Annotated in this window: 21 protein-coding genes; 8 read left to right on the top strand and 13 right to left on the bottom strand. The window is 32.7% G+C overall.

The genetic code is table 11. The annotated features are described in order from the left end of the window. Positions 1–59: 59 nt before the first annotated feature. The 3 genes from ACNFIH_RS14820 to ACNFIH_RS14810 form a co-directional block, all read right to left on the bottom strand. Positions 60–1037, bottom strand: coding sequence for a ribonucleotide-diphosphate reductase subunit beta (locus ACNFIH_RS14820; protein ID WP_142451695.1), 978 nt, complete (start codon positions 1035–1037; stop codon positions 60–62). A 336-nt stretch (positions 1038–1373) separates the two neighbouring features. Next, positions 1374–1943: a DUF3109 family protein gene (locus ACNFIH_RS14815; protein WP_142451694.1), complete on the bottom strand. Its 570-nt coding sequence runs from the start codon at positions 1941–1943 to the stop codon at positions 1374–1376. A 90-nt stretch (positions 1944–2033) separates the two neighbouring features. Next, positions 2034–2816 carry a hypothetical protein gene (locus ACNFIH_RS14810; RefSeq protein ID WP_426483732.1) on the bottom strand — a complete coding sequence of 261 codons (783 nt, stop codon included), beginning with the start codon at positions 2814–2816 and terminating at the stop codon, positions 2034–2036. A gap of 291 nt (positions 2817–3107) precedes the next feature. Between ACNFIH_RS14810 and ACNFIH_RS14805 the strand changes: the two genes are divergently transcribed. The 3 genes from ACNFIH_RS14805 to ACNFIH_RS14795 all read left to right on the top strand — a co-directional run bounded on the left by ACNFIH_RS14805 (position 3108) and on the right by ACNFIH_RS14795 (position 4595). Further along, positions 3108–3686, top strand: coding sequence for a MarC family protein (locus tag ACNFIH_RS14805; protein ID WP_035653377.1), 579 nt, complete (start codon positions 3108–3110; stop codon positions 3684–3686). Positions 3687–3786: 100 nt separating this feature from the next. Beyond that, positions 3787–3987 carry a hypothetical protein gene (locus ACNFIH_RS14800; protein WP_035653375.1) on the top strand — a complete coding sequence of 67 codons (201 nt, stop codon included), beginning with the start codon at positions 3787–3789 and terminating at the stop codon, positions 3985–3987. A gap of 2 nt (positions 3988–3989) precedes the next feature. Further along, positions 3990–4595 (top strand): FAD-dependent oxidoreductase, encoded by a 606-nt coding sequence (locus tag ACNFIH_RS14795; RefSeq protein WP_426483731.1) that lies wholly within the window; start codon positions 3990–3992, stop codon positions 4593–4595. Here the strand turns inward: ACNFIH_RS14795 and ACNFIH_RS14790 are convergent. The 6 genes from ACNFIH_RS14790 to ACNFIH_RS14765 form a co-directional block, all read right to left on the bottom strand. Continuing rightward, on the bottom strand, positions 4592–4906 hold the full coding sequence (locus tag ACNFIH_RS14790; protein WP_426483730.1) for a hypothetical protein: 315 nt from the start codon (positions 4904–4906) through the stop codon (positions 4592–4594). The two genes, ACNFIH_RS14795 and ACNFIH_RS14790, sit on opposite strands and share 4 nt — an antisense overlap. Before the next feature lie 99 nt (positions 4907–5005). Next, complete coding sequence (locus tag ACNFIH_RS14785; RefSeq protein WP_142451690.1) at positions 5006–5320, bottom strand: hypothetical protein; 315 nt, start codon at positions 5318–5320, stop codon at positions 5006–5008. Between the two features lie 84 nt (positions 5321–5404). After that, complete coding sequence (locus ACNFIH_RS14780; RefSeq protein WP_426483729.1) at positions 5405–5770, bottom strand: nuclear transport factor 2 family protein; 366 nt, start codon at positions 5768–5770, stop codon at positions 5405–5407. Between the two features lie 18 nt (positions 5771–5788). Continuing rightward, the gene (locus ACNFIH_RS14775; RefSeq protein WP_426483728.1) at positions 5789–7366 is read right to left on the bottom strand and encodes a S41 family peptidase; all 1578 of its coding nucleotides are present in this window, start codon (positions 7364–7366) and stop codon (positions 5789–5791) included. Next, the gene (locus ACNFIH_RS14770) at positions 7366–7797 is read right to left on the bottom strand and encodes a deoxycytidylate deaminase (protein ID WP_035653364.1); all 432 of its coding nucleotides are present in this window, start codon (positions 7795–7797) and stop codon (positions 7366–7368) included. The genes ACNFIH_RS14775 and ACNFIH_RS14770 overlap by 1 nt, the downstream gene beginning before the upstream one ends. 5 nt (positions 7798–7802) lie before the next feature. Further along, positions 7803–8396, bottom strand: a complete 594-nt coding sequence (locus tag ACNFIH_RS14765; protein WP_035653361.1) for a HupE/UreJ family protein — start codon at positions 8394–8396, stop codon at positions 7803–7805. Between the two features lie 170 nt (positions 8397–8566). Between ACNFIH_RS14765 and ACNFIH_RS14760 the strand changes: the two genes are divergently transcribed. Beyond that, positions 8567–8998, top strand: coding sequence for a TerB family tellurite resistance protein (locus ACNFIH_RS14760; RefSeq protein WP_035653359.1), 432 nt, complete (start codon positions 8567–8569; stop codon positions 8996–8998). A 127-nt stretch (positions 8999–9125) separates the two neighbouring features. Here ACNFIH_RS14760 and ACNFIH_RS14755 read toward each other — a convergent pair whose 3' ends face one another. The 3 genes from ACNFIH_RS14755 to fbp form a co-directional block, all read right to left on the bottom strand. Continuing rightward, positions 9126–9527 carry a hypothetical protein gene (locus tag ACNFIH_RS14755; protein WP_426483727.1) on the bottom strand — a complete coding sequence of 134 codons (402 nt, stop codon included), beginning with the start codon at positions 9525–9527 and terminating at the stop codon, positions 9126–9128. 203 nt (positions 9528–9730) lie between these two features. After that, positions 9731–10132, bottom strand: a complete 402-nt coding sequence (locus tag ACNFIH_RS14750) for a hypothetical protein (protein ID WP_426483726.1) — start codon at positions 10130–10132, stop codon at positions 9731–9733. 61 nt (positions 10133–10193) lie between these two features. Further along, a complete protein-coding gene (fbp, locus tag ACNFIH_RS14745) occupies positions 10194–11201 on the bottom strand; it encodes a class 1 fructose-bisphosphatase (RefSeq protein WP_035653356.1) in 1008 nt (335 codons plus the stop codon). A 171-nt stretch (positions 11202–11372) separates the two neighbouring features. Here fbp and ACNFIH_RS14740 point away from each other — a divergent pair, with 171 nt between their 5' ends. The 4 genes from ACNFIH_RS14740 to ACNFIH_RS14725 all read left to right on the top strand — a co-directional run bounded on the left by ACNFIH_RS14740 (position 11373) and on the right by ACNFIH_RS14725 (position 14061). Beyond that, complete coding sequence (locus ACNFIH_RS14740) at positions 11373–11873, top strand: GNAT family N-acetyltransferase (RefSeq protein ID WP_035653354.1); 501 nt, start codon at positions 11373–11375, stop codon at positions 11871–11873. Positions 11874–11938: 65 nt separating this feature from the next. After that, positions 11939–13198 (top strand): aspartate kinase, encoded by a 1260-nt coding sequence (locus ACNFIH_RS14735; protein ID WP_426483725.1) that lies wholly within the window; start codon positions 11939–11941, stop codon positions 13196–13198. A 414-nt stretch (positions 13199–13612) separates the two neighbouring features. Next, the gene (locus ACNFIH_RS14730; protein ID WP_426483724.1) at positions 13613–13810 is read left to right on the top strand and encodes a hypothetical protein; all 198 of its coding nucleotides are present in this window, start codon (positions 13613–13615) and stop codon (positions 13808–13810) included. Between the two features lie 26 nt (positions 13811–13836). Then, entirely contained in the window at positions 13837–14061 is a 225-nt protein-coding gene (locus ACNFIH_RS14725; protein WP_426483723.1) for a DUF5808 domain-containing protein, read from the top strand. A gap of 1 nt (position 14062) precedes the next feature. Here ACNFIH_RS14725 and ACNFIH_RS14720 read toward each other — a convergent pair whose 3' ends face one another. Further along, positions 14063–16456: a TonB-dependent receptor domain-containing protein gene (locus ACNFIH_RS14720; protein ID WP_426483722.1), complete on the bottom strand. Its 2394-nt coding sequence runs from the start codon at positions 16454–16456 to the stop codon at positions 14063–14065. Positions 16457–16501 lie beyond the last annotated feature (45 nt).

The raw sequence follows: 16501 nt of genomic DNA, 5'->3' as shown, positions 1-16501 counted from the left end.
CTGTAAATATTAATTATGGCTTTAGATAAAATCGGCCAGAATTAAAAAATGCTGTTGTTCTAAAAATCTGCGTCAAATGAAATTTTTTGAGCATCGCTGTCTGTGTTCATCACACCTGATTTTTGATACTCGGCAACACGTTTTTCAAAGAAATTAGTTTTTCCCTGAAGAGAAATCATGTCCATGAAATCAAACGGATTCGCTGATCCATACACACGCTCACAACCTAATTCTACTAATAATCTGTCGGCAACAAATTCTAAGTATTGCGTCATTAAAGTCGCGTTCATACCAATTAAACTTACCGGAAGCGATTCTGTTACAAATTGTCTTTCGATATCAAGAGCATCAACAATGATTTCTTTGATTCTCTCTTTTGGTACTTTGTTTACTAAATGGTGATTATGCAAATGAACCGCAAAATCACAATGTACGCCTTCGTCACGAGAAATCAACTCATTAGAGAATGTCAAACCTGGCATTAAACCACGTTTTTTCAACCAATAAATTGAACAGAAAGCCCCTGAGAAAAAGATTCCTTCAACAGCTGCAAAAGCAATAAGTCTTTCAGCAAATGAATCAGACTCGATCCATTTTAAAGCCCATTCTGCTTTTTTAGCAATTGCAGGAAAAACTTCCAAAGCATTAAACAATTCTGTTTTCTCAGCTTCGTCTTTAACGTAAGTATCAATTAATAAAGAATACGTTTCACTATGAATGTTTTCCATCATGATTTGGAAACCATAGAAAAACTTCGCTTCAGCATATTGAACTTCGTTTACAAAGTTCTCAGCAAGATTTTCATTTACGATTCCGTCAGAAGCTGCAAAAAATGCAAGGATATGTTTGATGAAATATCTTTCATCATCATTTAATTTGTTATTCCAGTCTGTCAAATCCTGGTGCAAGTCGATTTCTTCCGCAGTCCAAAAACTAGCTTCCATCTTTTTGTACCATTCCCAAATATCATGATGTTTAATTGGAAAAATAACGAAACGATTTTTATTTTCTTGTAATATTGGTTCGACTTGTGACATGACAATTTTTGTTTAATTTTTATACTGAAACTTTACTAATTCAGTAGACTACAAAGATTGTCAATTATCGCTAAAAATGAAAGTCAAACTTATTCACAATTCGACGTAGTTTTTAACAACGGCCAAAATTTGAAATGATTTTCATACAATAATTAATTTATTGCAAATGAACACTTTAAAAGCACAAATAGCATCTTGAAGTCCCGTAGAATATAGACTTTTTGAAATAAAAAGCAAGAAATTTTAAATAGTTTTTAAAAGTTTTTTTTGAGTCAAAACTTTATTTTTTCGAGTTAAATCACGCCCTCGCAAAAGGGTATTTTTTACACTTGCCTTTTACGAGTTTTTAAGTTCCTCAGCAACTTTTTCAAGTTCCAAATACCAATCTTCACCAAAACGGCGAATCAAAGCTTCTTTAACAAATTTGTAAACCGGAACTTCTAATTCTTTACCTAAAGAACAGGCATCATCGCAAATATCCCATTTATCGTAATTCACCGCAGCAAATTCTGTAAAATCTTTCACACGGATTGGATATAAATGACATGAAACTGGTTTTTTCCAATCTACGATTCCTTGATTATAAGCTTGCTCAATTCCGCAAAGTGCCGTTTTTCCGTCAAAAATTACGTAAGCGCAATCTTTATTATCAATAAGCGGCGTTTCAAGATCGCCGTCGGTTCCTTTTACCCAAGTTCCTTGCGCCTCAATAGCAGCAATACCTTCTTTTCTTAAAAAAGGTTTTACTTTTGGGTAAATCTCTTCCAGGATTTTAGTTTCAGCTTCACTCAAAGGCGCGCCCGCATCTCCGTCGACGCAACAAGCCCCTTTGCATGCTGATAAATTACAAACAAATTCTTTTTCGAGGATATCCTCTGATACTATGGTTTTTCCTAATTGAAACATTTTGCAAAGGTAACTAAAGATTCAGGAAATAAAAACCGCTCATCAATATATGTTTGCAAACCCAACTAATTTAGAATGTTACCATTTTATCTACATAAATTTATAATCCGATTTATTAAATGTGTAAGCACTTTTTTCTAAACTGAGGCATTTCATCGTAGTTACTTTTCTGCTTTTTAAATCCTTCATTGTCATATCCATTAATAAGGTACGATCTTCGGGTTTGAAATAATTCGATAATCCTTCGGGCATTTTCCACCCTTTCTGATTTTTGAACATATCTCCAAAGCTCACTTTTGCTTCGCTCGTGTAATAACAAATAATATCATATTCATCACTTGTCATCTGAATTCCTTTGCAGTTGTAACCCAAAAAGGTTTTATTTGGAAGTGTCTTATAAGTGAATTTTGATTTCTCTCCTTCTTTTTTCGCCATTTCTGTATAATCAGGCATTTTTGACGCCGATGCCATTTTTTCCTTGCCGTTTCCAAAAGCAGTTACCGTAATACTGTTTTTTGAATCCATAATCATGAACATATCCTGACCTTCTCCCTGAGAAATATTCATTCCGAAATAAGCCGCATTAGGTTCCAGCAAATAATTTGCATTCATGGCTTTTCCTTCATCGGTTTTAATTTCCATATTATATTTCCAGCTGAAATTATAGGAATTTGGTACAACCGAGGGATCAACTTTGTTTTTACCGTAACTTAAAACGGCATTTTCCATATTTACATTTTGATCAGCAGCTCCACTTCCATTTTGGCCTTTTTGTTGCGCTGCTTTTTTGATTTGTTGCCAGATTTGGGCTTGTGAACTATTGGACGAAAACAACAAACACAAGAAAACTATAACAAACATCATCTTTTTCATAACCATTCCTTTTTAAGTTAGAACAAATTTAATAATTGATTTTCAGTAAGTTATATTTTTTAACGTTTGATTTTATATACCTTGTTCAGACCAACAATAAAATAAATCAAGTTCAAAAACAAACCGTTCTTTTTTCTTGATATCAATAATTTTAGCATCATAATGTTACAAATATCACACTTTACATATCTAAACAATGTTTTTATAACAAAAATACAATCTGTGAAAAAATCACCTAACTTTATTACCTACTTTTGCACCAAATTATTAATCGCTTAAAATCAGAACTATATGTTAGAGATTGACTTTAAAGAAATTATTACAGTTGGAATGGTACTTTTTGCAGTAATTGATATTGTAGGATCAATTCCGATTATTGTCAATTTACGAGCAAAAGTAGGTCACATCGACTCAGAAAAAGCTTCATTAGTCGCAGGTATGATTATGATTGTTTTTCTTTTTGTTGGAGAAGGATTATTGAATTTAATTGGCATCGACGTACATTCATTTGCCGTTGCCGGATCTTTTGTACTATTCTTTCTTGCTTTGGAAATGATTTTAGGAATCCGAATATATCGCGATGAAGAACCAGGATCTGCTTCAATTGTTCCGTTAGCATTTCCACTTATTGCTGGGGCCGGAACCATGACAACTTTATTATCACTTCGATCTCAATTTCACACCATTAATATTATTATCGCCATTTTACTAAATATTATACTGGTTTACATTGTTTTAAAATCGTCTAAGAAAATTGAAACATTACTGGGTGAGAACGGTCTGGGCGTGGTTCGCAAGACATTTGGGGTTATACTTTTAGCGATTGCTGTTAAATTATTCGCTGCTAATGTTAAAGGTTTGTTTGTCTAACATTTATTTTTATACTTTTACCCCATAAAATTTCTAAAAACAAAACTTTAAGCTCTTTTTAAAAAGTTTTGCCTTGATTATTTTAAACAAAAACAACCAGATGAAAATTTTTACTTCAATATTAGTCCTTTTGGCATTAGCTTTAATTGTTTTTAATATTACGCTATTAGACTTTAAAAACCCTTTTCAGGGTGACAGCATGGTAGCTTTTATTGGAATCGTCGCTTCTTTCTGCGCCGTATTAATTCTTTTGATTTTTAGAATTTCAAAAAGAATTGAAGAAAAAACAAACGGCAGATAATAATGTTTGACGTTTTAATTATTGGCGGAGGCGTATCAGGAATGTCTTGTGCGCTCGTTTTAGGCTCTGCTAAAAATAAAGCTTTTGTTACCGATAAGAAAATTGGAATTTTTACACATCAAAAGAATTCTTCTCTACAAGAGGCAATTTTCTACAATGCTTATGGCATTACACCAGGAAAATTAGGCTCTGAATTACTTACAGAAAGTACGCAGGATTTAGCAACTACTTATCCGCATATTGATCAAATTCCAAACGAAAAAGTAATTAAGGTCGAAGGACAATTTCCTAATTTTACTGTAATTACAAATAAAAACTCCTATAAGACAAAAAGTATCGTTGTCGGGATTGGCTCTGCAAATACATTTGACATTGAAGGTTTAATGCAGTTTGTTGAACCGCATAAAAAAGCACTTCCAGAAAAACAGCGAATTCAGCTTAAAAACGAAGATCATAAAGTTGCTGAAGGCATTTATGTAATTGGAACTTTAGCTGGCTGGAGAAGTCAATTAGCCATTGCTGCCGGAAGCGGTGCCGCTGTTGCTACAGATATTCTTACTTTATGGAATAACGGCGTACAGACTCATTCACACGATAGTATTCGTTAAATACAGAAAAAGAATAGAGTCCCAAATAAAGCAAGTAAAATTACCGAAACAAAACCTCGAATAGCAAGTTTTCGAAGCTCAACAGCATTTACATCTTTCACAATTAATTTGGCAAAGAGATAGTTAAACATCAAAAGCAAACTTATAAACACCAAACCAATAGCTGACAACCCCACAAAGCGATAAATGAACGAAAGAGGAAGTTCATCTATAAGTTTCATTTTTTGCTCGTAACTTCCAATCCAAAAGATACTGAAAAACGCAACAATTCCACCGGTAAATACAATAAAAAAAGTATTAATTGTTTTCAAATACCTAACTTTAAGTTCGTTAAAAATTTCAACATATTCCAAAAAAAATGCACAGATCTAGAATCCGTGCAAATTAGTAAAATTGTATCTCAACAAGTTTTATTTCACCGAAATTATCTGCGTAACCTTAATATGGTTTTCGTCTTCACTTTTCCAGAATTCTCCTTTTACTGAAACTTCATCACCAATTTTTACTTGTTTGTAATTTTGTGGTCCGCCCACGTTTACGATACTGATAGTAGCAAAATAAACTTCTTTTTGAGCTGTGTTGATTTTTGCTGTGTAGCCGTCTTTACCGCCTTCAATTGATTCTACTTTTCCTGAAACTGTCTTACTGCTGTCTTTGGCAGTTGCACAAGAAATTATAAAAGTCATTACAACCAGAAGAAAGCTTATTCTTTTTAAATTTTTCATATTTTGATTTTATTTAACCGCAATCCCGATAGCTATCGGGAGCTAAGTCTAATTTTATGTTACTATTAAATTTCTTTTCAAAATTTATGCCAATGGAATGCAGCTTCCAGCAACAACTTTTAGATTTTCATCAAATTGTTTCCAAACCCTGATATATTTTAAAGCACCATTTATTGGAGTATTATCATAAGTCCCTTTTAATGAAACCACTACAGTTACAACAGCTATATCATCAATTATATTAATAATTTGATCTGAAGCTTCTAATGATTCGACTTGCATTTTTCCCGAACGATAGGAATCTAAATCGAAATCTTTTGTAATTGTATTTCCGTCGGGTAAATTGAAAAGCAGATCGTCGTGAAGGATTTTTTCTAAAGTGGAAACATCAGCATTTTTAATTGCGGTCAAAAGTTCGATTTCAGCATTTACAACGGCTTCTGTTTTCATACTTTAAAAAATTTAGGATTATTTTTTTGAACTTAAAACCGACTTAATCATGGCATCGTCTTTTAAAACTACATTATAATAATATATTTCACCAAATAATTGTCGGGCAAATTCAGCTGTGATATAGCGATTTACTAACGCTTTTGTTTTATCCAATTTTAAATCCAAACCAGTTATTGCAACGTAGTTTTTAAATTTTTTGAAATAAACATCAGAAGTTTTCATTTCGTTTAAAAACTCATTAAAATGAAGTCCGGCAAATGCTTTTCGGTTTTTATCCAATTCTTCAAAAACAAAATGGCCTACAATTCCGGTTTGCAATAAATAAGCAACGTTTTCATTTCCGTGTTCTGCTTCCATCGGAACAAAAACATCAGGAACGATTCCGCCGCCGCCATAAACAATTTTACCTTTTGGAGTTTTGAATTTTAAAGAATCGGCCACTTTAATACTGTCTTTTGCATAAAGTTCGCCTGATTTAATTCTGGATTCTGATTCTTTAAAATACTCTTCATTCCCTTTTTTATAAGGTTTTTGAATCGATCTTCCTGTTGGCGTATAATAACGCGCCACAGTCAATCTTACTGCTGATCCGTCATTAAAATCCATTTCACGTTGTACCAAACCTTTCCCGAAAGAACGGCGTCCTACAATAATACCACGATCATTATCCTGAATTGCTCCAGCTAAAATTTCGCTTGCAGAAGCACTATTTTCATTAATTAAAACATACACTTTTCCGGTTTCAAAACTTCCCGCTTTTGTTGCGTATGTTTTTTCAGTTGTACCGTTTTTACTTTTTGTAAAAACAATCAACTGTTTGTCTTTCAAAAATTCATCGGCAATTGCTACAGCTTCTTCCATATAACCGCCACCATTGTCACGAAGATCAATTACAAGCGACTGAATTCCGCTTTGTTTTAATCTCGCTAAACCAGTTTTAAATTCATTATAAGTCGTTTCGGCAAATCGATTGATTTTGATATAACCCGTATTATTTCCGAGCAAAACAGAAGCATCAACGCTTTTTATCGGAATAATATCTCTTCGTACTTTAAACTTCAGTTTCTTTTGTTCTGACTTTCTAAAAACGGTCAATTCGATTTCAGAACCCTGAAGTCCTTTTAATTTAGAAAACAAACTATCTGACGGCAATTTTCTTCCAAATAATTTGGTTTTTCCGGCAAATAAAATTCGATCACCCGATTTTATTCCGGCTTTTGCCGATGGCCCATTTTCTATTGGTTTTATAATCGCAACTGAATCTTTATACATATAAAAATTAATTCCGATTCCAACAAAATCGCCTTTCATGCTTTCAGCAACTTCGGCTTGTTCACTTGGCGGAATATAAACAGAGTGCGGATCTAATTTGGAAAGAATATTATCAACTGTAAGATTTACAATTGAGTCTGTATTGATGCTGTCGACATATTCATTATTAATAAAATCAATCAGTTTATTTAATTTGGTTTTAGAGTAATTTTTAGCCAAAAGCTGATCATCTGCGGGAGCATTCATCAAGCTTCCGAGCACCGTTCCAAGAGCAAAAGTTGCTCCAATGACAATTGGCAAATATTTTGGATTAAATTTCATTACTCTTCTAAAACAGGAATATGTTCGACTTCGATACCTGCTTTTATTAAAAATTGAATTCCAGAATCATCACGATATCCATCTTTGTACACCACTCTTTTTATTCCCGACTGATGTATTAATTTACTACATTCTTTACATGGCGAAAGCGTGATATATAAAGTTGCGCCTTCGCAAGATTGTGTCGACCGTGCTACTTTCAAAATTGCATTTGCCTCGGCATGCAATACATCCCAACGGGTTAATCCGTCTTCATCTTCGCAGCAATTTTCAAATCCTGAAGGTGTTCCATTATAGCCATCAGAGATGATCATTCGGTCTTTTACGATAATAGCGCCTACTTGCTTGCGTTTGCAATAAGAAAGCAAACTCCATTCTTTTGCAATTCTCAAATAAGCTTTATCGTATTTGTTTAATTTTTTTATTTCCATTTATTTTATCTGTTCCAAATAGGGCTTTCGATAATCATTGGAATCACAACTCCAACAATAAAAGCCGACATTACAAGTGCCCAATCGCGTTTTGAAAAACGAAATACGGTTTGCACTATATATGATAGTACCAAAACTACAAAAACTACAACTAACTGTGCTGCTTCGATTCCTAACGCAAATTCCCCTAAAGGTACTAATTTTGACGTTGCGGTACCACCTAAAATTGTTTTAAAATAATTTGAGAATCCAAGTCCGTGAATTATTCCAAAAAACAACGTAACCATAAAAATTAAATTTACACCTTCATTTTTAGTAGCTTTTCCTGCCGTAAACAAGTGATATAAAGCGGTTATCAAAATGGTAATTGGAATTAAAAATTCGACTAAATTTACTTTAACAGCAATTATTCCGAAAACGGAAAGTATTAAAGCTAAAGTATGACCAATTGTGAAAACGGAAACCAATAGCAAAATGCGTTTCCAGTCTTTAAATGAATACGGAACTGTTAGTGCGATTAAAAAAAGAACGTGATCGTAGGCGTGGATATCTAAAACGTGTTTTAATCCTATCTGAAAATAAATCCAAAATTCTGACATAGGGGTAATGATATTAAATGATTAGGGGATGTAAACTTACGATTTATTTTGAAAATGTCGTGAAGTCCTCCTCTAAAACAACGCAGAAAAATAAGTTAAATTTTATGAGAAATTTAAAATTATAAATTAAAATAACTTTTATCTTTGTTTAACAAAAATCTTAATTAATTATGTCATTTTCAGAATTATTTGATAGCGAATTCAAGCAAAGAAACAAAGGGCACTTTTCAGCTATCGTTCGTGTAGCTTTAGCAGATGGAGTTGTTTATCCAGAAGAAAAAGCCTTTTTAGACAAACTTGCTTCTCGTTTAGAAATTACAGAATCGGAATACGAAGAAATTCTTAGCGATCCATTAAAATATCCAATCAATCCACCTTATTCATATGTTCAGCGTTTAGAGCGTTTATATGACTTAACAAGAATGGTACATGTTGACCATCATCTTGAAGATAAACAAGAAGTATTGTTAAAAAAGATAAGTGTAGCTTTAGGATTTACTCCAAGCAACGTGGATTATATTATTGCAAAAGCATTGTCATTAGTTGACCAAAAAGTTGACGGCGATACTTTTATCTACGAAATGCAGCACATGCATAAATAATATTCAGTAATCAGTTTTTAGTGTTCAGTTTTGATACTGAAACTTGACTGTGAATGATAATTAAAATAAAAAACCCGATAATCAAATTATCGGGTTTTTTATTTTAATTCTCTTATGTTCTAAACGATTATTTTGACTGCGTGATATTTATGCTGTCAAAATAATCTCCATCTTGGAGGCCTATAGAAAGAAGTCTTTCTGCATTGGTTGTGTTTTTATTCATTGTAATAATAACTGTCTTTCCATCCTTTCTTTCCACTTTAAATTCAGAATTTGTAAAAACAAAGTTTTTTGAAAGTTTATCAAGATTACCCAAATCGACCTGTACTTTATTCATCGCAATTCCATTCAGCCACCAACTGTCACCCTGGGTTGTAACGGTTATTGAATTACTTTCAGAAGTAACAGTCGCCGTTTTCTGTGAAAGTTTAATATTATCTCCCCATTTTCCGTCGATATTATCATTATCACAAGAAATAAGCAAAAATGAAAGCACTCCAAATAAAGTAAGCAGTAATTTTTTATTCATACTATTCAATTATTTATTTTAGTTAATTTCTGATACTAATAAACAACTAAATTATAAAATAAATCAACATTTTCTTATAAAAAAGAACAAATAAAAAGATGCAACAAAAAACAAGCTGTTTATAAATTATTAATTGACAATAAATTAAAACCCCGACAGATTTTTAAAATCTGTCGGGGTTTTTCATAAAATTGAATTGTGTATTAATCCTTAATTAATTTCAAATTCAATTTTCCGTATTGATTTTGAGAATCATTTGCGGTAATTTCATAAGTATAGCTTCCTTTTTCCAATGGTGTTTCTCCAACATAATCAATAGGTTGTAATGTATAAGTTTTCCCGTCAATTTGTAATTCAACAAATGCGTAGCTATACGCAAACGAAAAACCTTTATATTTTGTCTTCTGACCAGAATTTACATTCTCAAAATTCACATTACCAGTTGTAGTATTTACTGTAATATTTTGAAAATTGAATTTACTGGCATTCGACAATCGAATTCTTAACTCAGACGAATCTTCATTAGAAGAACGAGATGACGAATCATCACTAGAACAGCCAAATAAAGTAAAGACCAGGACAACTAAAACAAATATATTTTTCATAAGTCTATTTTATTTAATAGATATTGAAAACACCAAAAGGTTGCGTAAAAGAATCGTATCGCTATTCAACCTCTGCCATAAATTCCTCGGCTTTTTCCACCATATTTTTGCTTCCGCAGAAAAACGGAACTCTTTGGTGCAGTTCTGTAGGCTGGATTTCCATAATTCTTCCAAAACCGTCTGTTGCTTTTCCTCCCGCCTGCTCAGCAATAAATGCCATCGGATTACATTCATATAATAAACGTAATTTCCCTTTTGGCGCTTTTGAACTTGTTGGATAAATATAAACACCGCCTTTAATCATATTTCGATGAAAATCGGCTACCAAACTTCCTATATATCTTGAAGTATAAGGTCTGTCTTCTTCTTCACGCTGACAATATTTGATGTAATTTTTTACTCCTTGCGGAAAATGAACATAATTCCCTTCGTTTACCGAATAGATATTTCCGTTTTCCGGAAACTTCATATTTGGATGCGAAAGATAAAATGTACCAATTGCCGGATTCAGTGTAAAACCATTTACTCCATGTCCAGTTGTATAAACCAGCATTGTTGAAGTTCCATAAATTACATAACCTGCTGCCACTTGATTGATTCCCGGTTGTAAAAAATCCTCGCTTGTTACCGGAGTTCCTATTGGGGTAATTCTTCTGAAAACAGAAAAAATCGTTCCTACAGAAACATTTACATCAATGTTCGAAGATCCGTCAAGCGGATCCATCAAGATCACGTACTTATTATTATGACTGTTGTCGCTCCCCTGAACAGTTATAAAATCGTCGTTTTCTTCTGAAGCAATACCACAGACAATCTCACGGTTTATTAACGTCTGGATAAATACTTCGTTGGCATACACATCTAATTTTTGCTGGTCTTCTCCCTGAATATTTTGTTCGCCAGCGGCGCCAATAATATCCACAAGTCCTGCCTGGTTAACTTTATAGTTCACGACTTTTGCCGCCAAACGTATAGAGTTGATAATCCGGGAAAGTTCTCCCGACGAATACTGAAATGCTTTTTGGTTCTCAATAATAAACTCTCCCAGTGTTTTATTGCGTTCTTCCATTGCTATATCGTTATAGTTTTAATTTAAAGTCACAAATATCGCTTATTTTGTGAGAATGATTTAAAAATTATTTTGTTAGTTTGCTACTATTGTATATTTGCTAATTAATAGCAAAAAGTACCTTATAAATAAATGCTTTTTTAGCTAATAAACACTTAATAATACGAATAAATGAATATTAGAAAAGGAAATCCCGAAGACATGAAATCGGTTTTAGGATTAATTCAGGAGCTGGCAATATTCGAAAAAGAACCGGAAGCTGTCGTAATTACAGAAGAAGATTTAGTTCGTGACGGATTTGGAGAAAAACCACTTTTTCAGGTTTTTGTTGCCGAAATTGAAAGTGATTCAGAAGAAAGTAAAAACGGAAAAGAAATAGTTGGAATTGCATTGTACTATTACCGCTACTCTACCTGGAAAGGAAAAACGATACATCTTGAAGACTTGATTGTAAAAGAAAAAATGCGCGGTACAGGTTTGGGATCGGCGCTTTATGCTGAAATTATGAAACAAGGAAAAAAAGATGGTGTTCGAAGAGTTGAATGGAATGTTTTGGCATGGAATACACCTGCAGTCAATTTTTACAAGAATTCTGGCGCAAGAATTCTGGAAGACTGGCAAGTTGTTCAAATGGACGAAGCTGGAGTTAATTCGTTTCTAGAAAAATTATAAAAACAAAAAATATAGGATTTCGCCTCAAATCTGAAATCTAAAAACTAAAAATCTATAAATTAATAATGAGAGTATTTAAATTTGGAGGAGCATCGGTAAAAGATGCAGATGGAATTAAAAACGTATACGACGTTTTACAAAAAGTAGGTTATGAAGACGTGATTCTTGTAGTTTCGGCTATGGGAAAAACAACAAATGCTCTTGAAGTTGTAATAAAGAATTATTTTGATAAATCGGCAGAATTAAATTCTTCTGTTCAGGAAATAAAAAAATACCATAATCAAATATTATTAGATTTATTTGAAGATGAAAAACATCAGGTTTTCGCAGCTGTAAATGAGCAATTTGCTGAACTTGAGTATTTTTTAGCGCATAATAAATCACCAAATTACAACTTCGTTTACGATCAGATTGTAAGTTTTGGAGAATTGATTTCTACAAATATTTTAAGTCATTACATGAATTTCAGAGGAATTCAGACGCAATGGCTTGATGTTCGTAATTTCATTAAAACCAATGCAAACTATAGAGATGCCGAAGTAGATTGGGAGGCAACTCAACAAAACATCAGCAAAAATGTTCCAAGAAAACAACTAAATATCACACAAGGATTTTTAGGTGCTGACGAAAATAATTTTACTACAACTCTTGGTCGTGAAGGTTCTGATTATACTGCCGGAATTTTTGCTTATTGCTTAAATGCTGAAAGCGTAACGATCTGGAAAGATGTTCCTGGCGTTATGAATGCCGATCCGCGTTATTTTGAAAATGCTAGTTTGCTAAACCAGATTTCGTATCGTGAAGCTATCGAATTGGCATTTTACGGAGCAACGGTTATTCACCCAAAAACATTACAGCCATTACAGAAAAAAGAAATTCCGTTATACGTAAAATCATTCATTAATCCTTTATTAAAAGGAACTTGCGTTTCTAAAGGAGTTGATTTGGAGCCACAATATCCATGTTTTATCGTAAAAAGGGAGCAACTTTTAATTTCGCTTTCTTCAATTGATTTCTCTTTCATTATGGAAGAAAACATAAGTGAGATTTTTGGTTTATTCCACGAATTTAAAATCAAAGTGAATTTGATTCAGAATTCGGCGATTAGTTTCTCTGTTTGTGTGGAAGATAAATTTGGAAATTTCAATGATTTGAATGCGATTCTTTCGAAAAAATTCAAAGTTGATTACAGCGAAAATGTAACATTATATACAATACGTCACTTTACGGAACAAGCAGCCGAAACGGTTGAAAAAGATAAAGAAGTTTTACTGAAACAAGTTAGCCGTGAAACCATGCAGATTGTGACTAAAGAGCTAAATTAATATTACTTTATAAAAGGTAATTATTTCAATTCAAATATATTTTCAAAAAGGCTTCACTTAATTAGTGGAGCCTTTTTTATATATTCTTCACTTTTCGACACTCTTTCTTTTATTCTTTCCTCATATTAAATTTATCAACAGAAAATTACTACATTTATCAAAAATATAAAACCTGTTAACTATCGAATAATTTTAAAACCAAACAATATATTATGTATAAAAGTGTAAAAATCATGACGTGGGTTGTTGTAGCTATTATGATGCTTAATGCCAATCAACATTTTTTGTCAGACAAAATGTTTGCCAATATGATGCTTTTATTGTTAGCAGCTTTCATCATAAATATAATTGGTTTGAGTCTCAAAAAAGATTAACCAAAAAACAAAAAGAATAGTAATAATCTAAAAAACTAAAATGACCAAGAAGAACTTTTTACTTGTTTTTATTATTCTTAGTTTATTATACATCGGTATATCTTTAAGTCCGTTGCTTACAAAAAACGTCAAAGATATTTCTTATTCAGATTTTAAATTAGTGATTGGTCCTTTTCTAGCTACAATTGGAATTCTCATTACCTATACACAGCTAAAAGAAGGAAAAACGAATAAGTAATAACAATCTTTCTACTGATTACTGATATGGACAATCAAAAAGCATCTGAAGAAGAAAAAAACAATTGGCATAACGATCCTAATAATTGGGTTTGGGGAATGTTTTATTATAACCCGGAAGATAAAAGAATGTTTCCTCCTAAAAGAATAAAAGAATTTGGCTGGACTATTAATTTTGCAAATCCTAATTCGGTGTTTATCTGTGTTATTCTTATTCTTGTTTTAATGGTTATTTCAGAAAGTATCAAGTAATTTACCTCGCTCTATTATTCTCCGTCTGCTCAACTTCTGATTTTTTATAAGTCGCCTTTTTAGAATCTCCGAAATTGTATGTTGCAATTAATTTAAAATAATCCATACTATACGTTCGGTGATAATAAATCTGAGTCTGTCCGACATTGTAATCGCCAGAAACCATAAACTTATGAAAGATGTCGTTTGCGGTAAAATTGACTTTTAATGCATCTTTAAAAAAGTTTCTTTCTATTCCTAAAGTTACAGTCGAACGACTGTTTTCGCTTCCTAATCCATAACTTCTATCATTTAAATACCAGGCCAAAAGCTGCAATTTAAAAAGTTTAGGAATCGTAAATGTATTATTAGTATATAAATAAATCTGAGGCTTTACAGGACTAAAAGCAAATGCATAATAATTGTCTACAGATTTCTGCCAGGTAATACTTGCTGTGTTAACAGAATTCCACCATTTGACATTGAAAGATCTGGAAAGCGAGGTAAAAAAAGTATGCCCTTTTTCAAGATTCAGCGCTCTTAAAATATAGCTATTTGGTGTATCTCCACGCAAAGCCGCCGCAGAAATCGGATCAATTTTATAAGTGTAGCCAACTTTAAAATCGAACTTTTTGTACATCGCGCCTATTTCAAAAGCGTGTGTTTTTTCTGGGAGAAGATTCGGATTTCCTTCAATCGTCGTAAACGGATCCTGATAAATCACATACGGATTTAAAGCCTGATATCTCGGTCTTGTAATTCTGGAAACATAAGAAAAATGTCCTTTCCAATCTTCTGAAATATCAAAATTTAAAAGTGCATTTGGAAAAAAATTACTGTACGATTTCTCAAATTTCTGAATTCCGTTGGCATTTGTGAATAAATCATAACTTGTTCTTTCGGCTCTTACTCCAAGAGAAAAATTGATTTTTTCGTTTAATGTTTCAATATAATTAAAGTAAGCAGCAGTAATTTTTTCATTGTATTCAAAATCACTAGAAAGCGCATCGTCCAGCTCAAAATTTACATTATCATCTGCAATTAAGAAATCTGTTCCTGAGTTTATTGTGGCATGACTCAACTTGGCTCCTACTTCAAGTTTTGTTTTTTCATCAATTTTCTTCGAATAATCGGCTTGAACTGCGATTATATTGATTCGACTTCCAACATTATTCTTCAAATATCTTTCAGAATCTGTTTGTTCTGCCAAACTGCTTTCTTCAATAAAATCTCTTATAGTTTGATTGTAATTTGAAAACTGCGACCCTATAAACAGTGTAGAACCTTTATCGGTTGTCCAGTTATAATTCAAATTAATAAACTGGTTTAACAAAACATCGTTTCGGTCAACATCTGTGGCATAAAAACTATTTCCTGAATTGTTGGTTATGGAATTCCTGCTTTCTGTAATTCCGCCTAAATCATTCACGTTTCCGCTATAAGCCAATGAAATATAATTATTTGGAGAAAAACTATATTGAAGTCCGAATCCGAAATTAGAATAATTATTAAATCTTCTTTTCCAATCGGTTGTCAATTCAGATTTCATAAAATCATCAAGATTTGGGCGAGTTCTGGTGGTGTACAGCAACTCGCGATTTCTTCCTAATTGCAAACCGTAATTGGTTATAAAAGAAAACTTTCCTTTAGAATAATTAAAATCAAAAAGCGTGCTATAAAGTGTTCCGCCAAATTTAGAAACTGTTACGTGCTGATTGACAGTACCCATTATACCGCTTTCAATATTTTGTTTTGTAATAATATTGATGACAGCTTTTCCTTCGGCATCGTATCTCGCTGAAGGATTGGAAATGACTTCGATCTTCTGAATTTGTGAAACCGGAATTGCAGCAAACCTTTCGTAATTAATCAAAACTCCGTTGAGATAAATAATAGCCTCTCCTTTTCCGACAACGCTGATTTCTCCGTCAGCAACCACAACATTTGGTACTCTTCCCAACAATTCGTTTACCGAACTGCTCGTTGCGAGAACAGTTCCGTTTACATTGACATCGATATTTCCGTTGGCTCCATATTTGAATAATGAAGGCTGGCTTTTTACTACAACCTCATTTAACTGATTATTATTTTCTGAAACTATAATGGAGCCTAAATCAATATTTGATGAATTTGAAAATTTTATCCTCAAAAATTGATCTGCAAATTCTGCTGAAGTCAATTTCAGAATAATTTCATTTTGATTGATATCTGATAATTGAAAAACGCCGTCTAAGAAATCCTGTTGTTTTATGATTACAGAATCGCGAACAGAAAGAACAGACGCATTTCCCATCATCAACTCGTTATTTCGATTGACAACTTTGCCTGAAATTTTTTGGATTGACTGCGCCTTTGAAGCCACAGAATTAAAAAGAAAAAAACAAACATAAATAGAAACCAGAATTAGAAACCTCATAAAATTTAGGGATTAAGATTTGACTTTTGCAGCAACAAAAGTCAG

The sequence above is a fragment of the Flavobacterium sp. 2 genome (genome assembly GCF_049949195.1).
Lineage (GTDB): Bacteria > Bacteroidota > Bacteroidia > Flavobacteriales > Flavobacteriaceae > Flavobacterium.
Note: the sequence above shows the minus strand (reverse complement) of the source record. Positions and strands in the feature narration are given on the sequence as shown.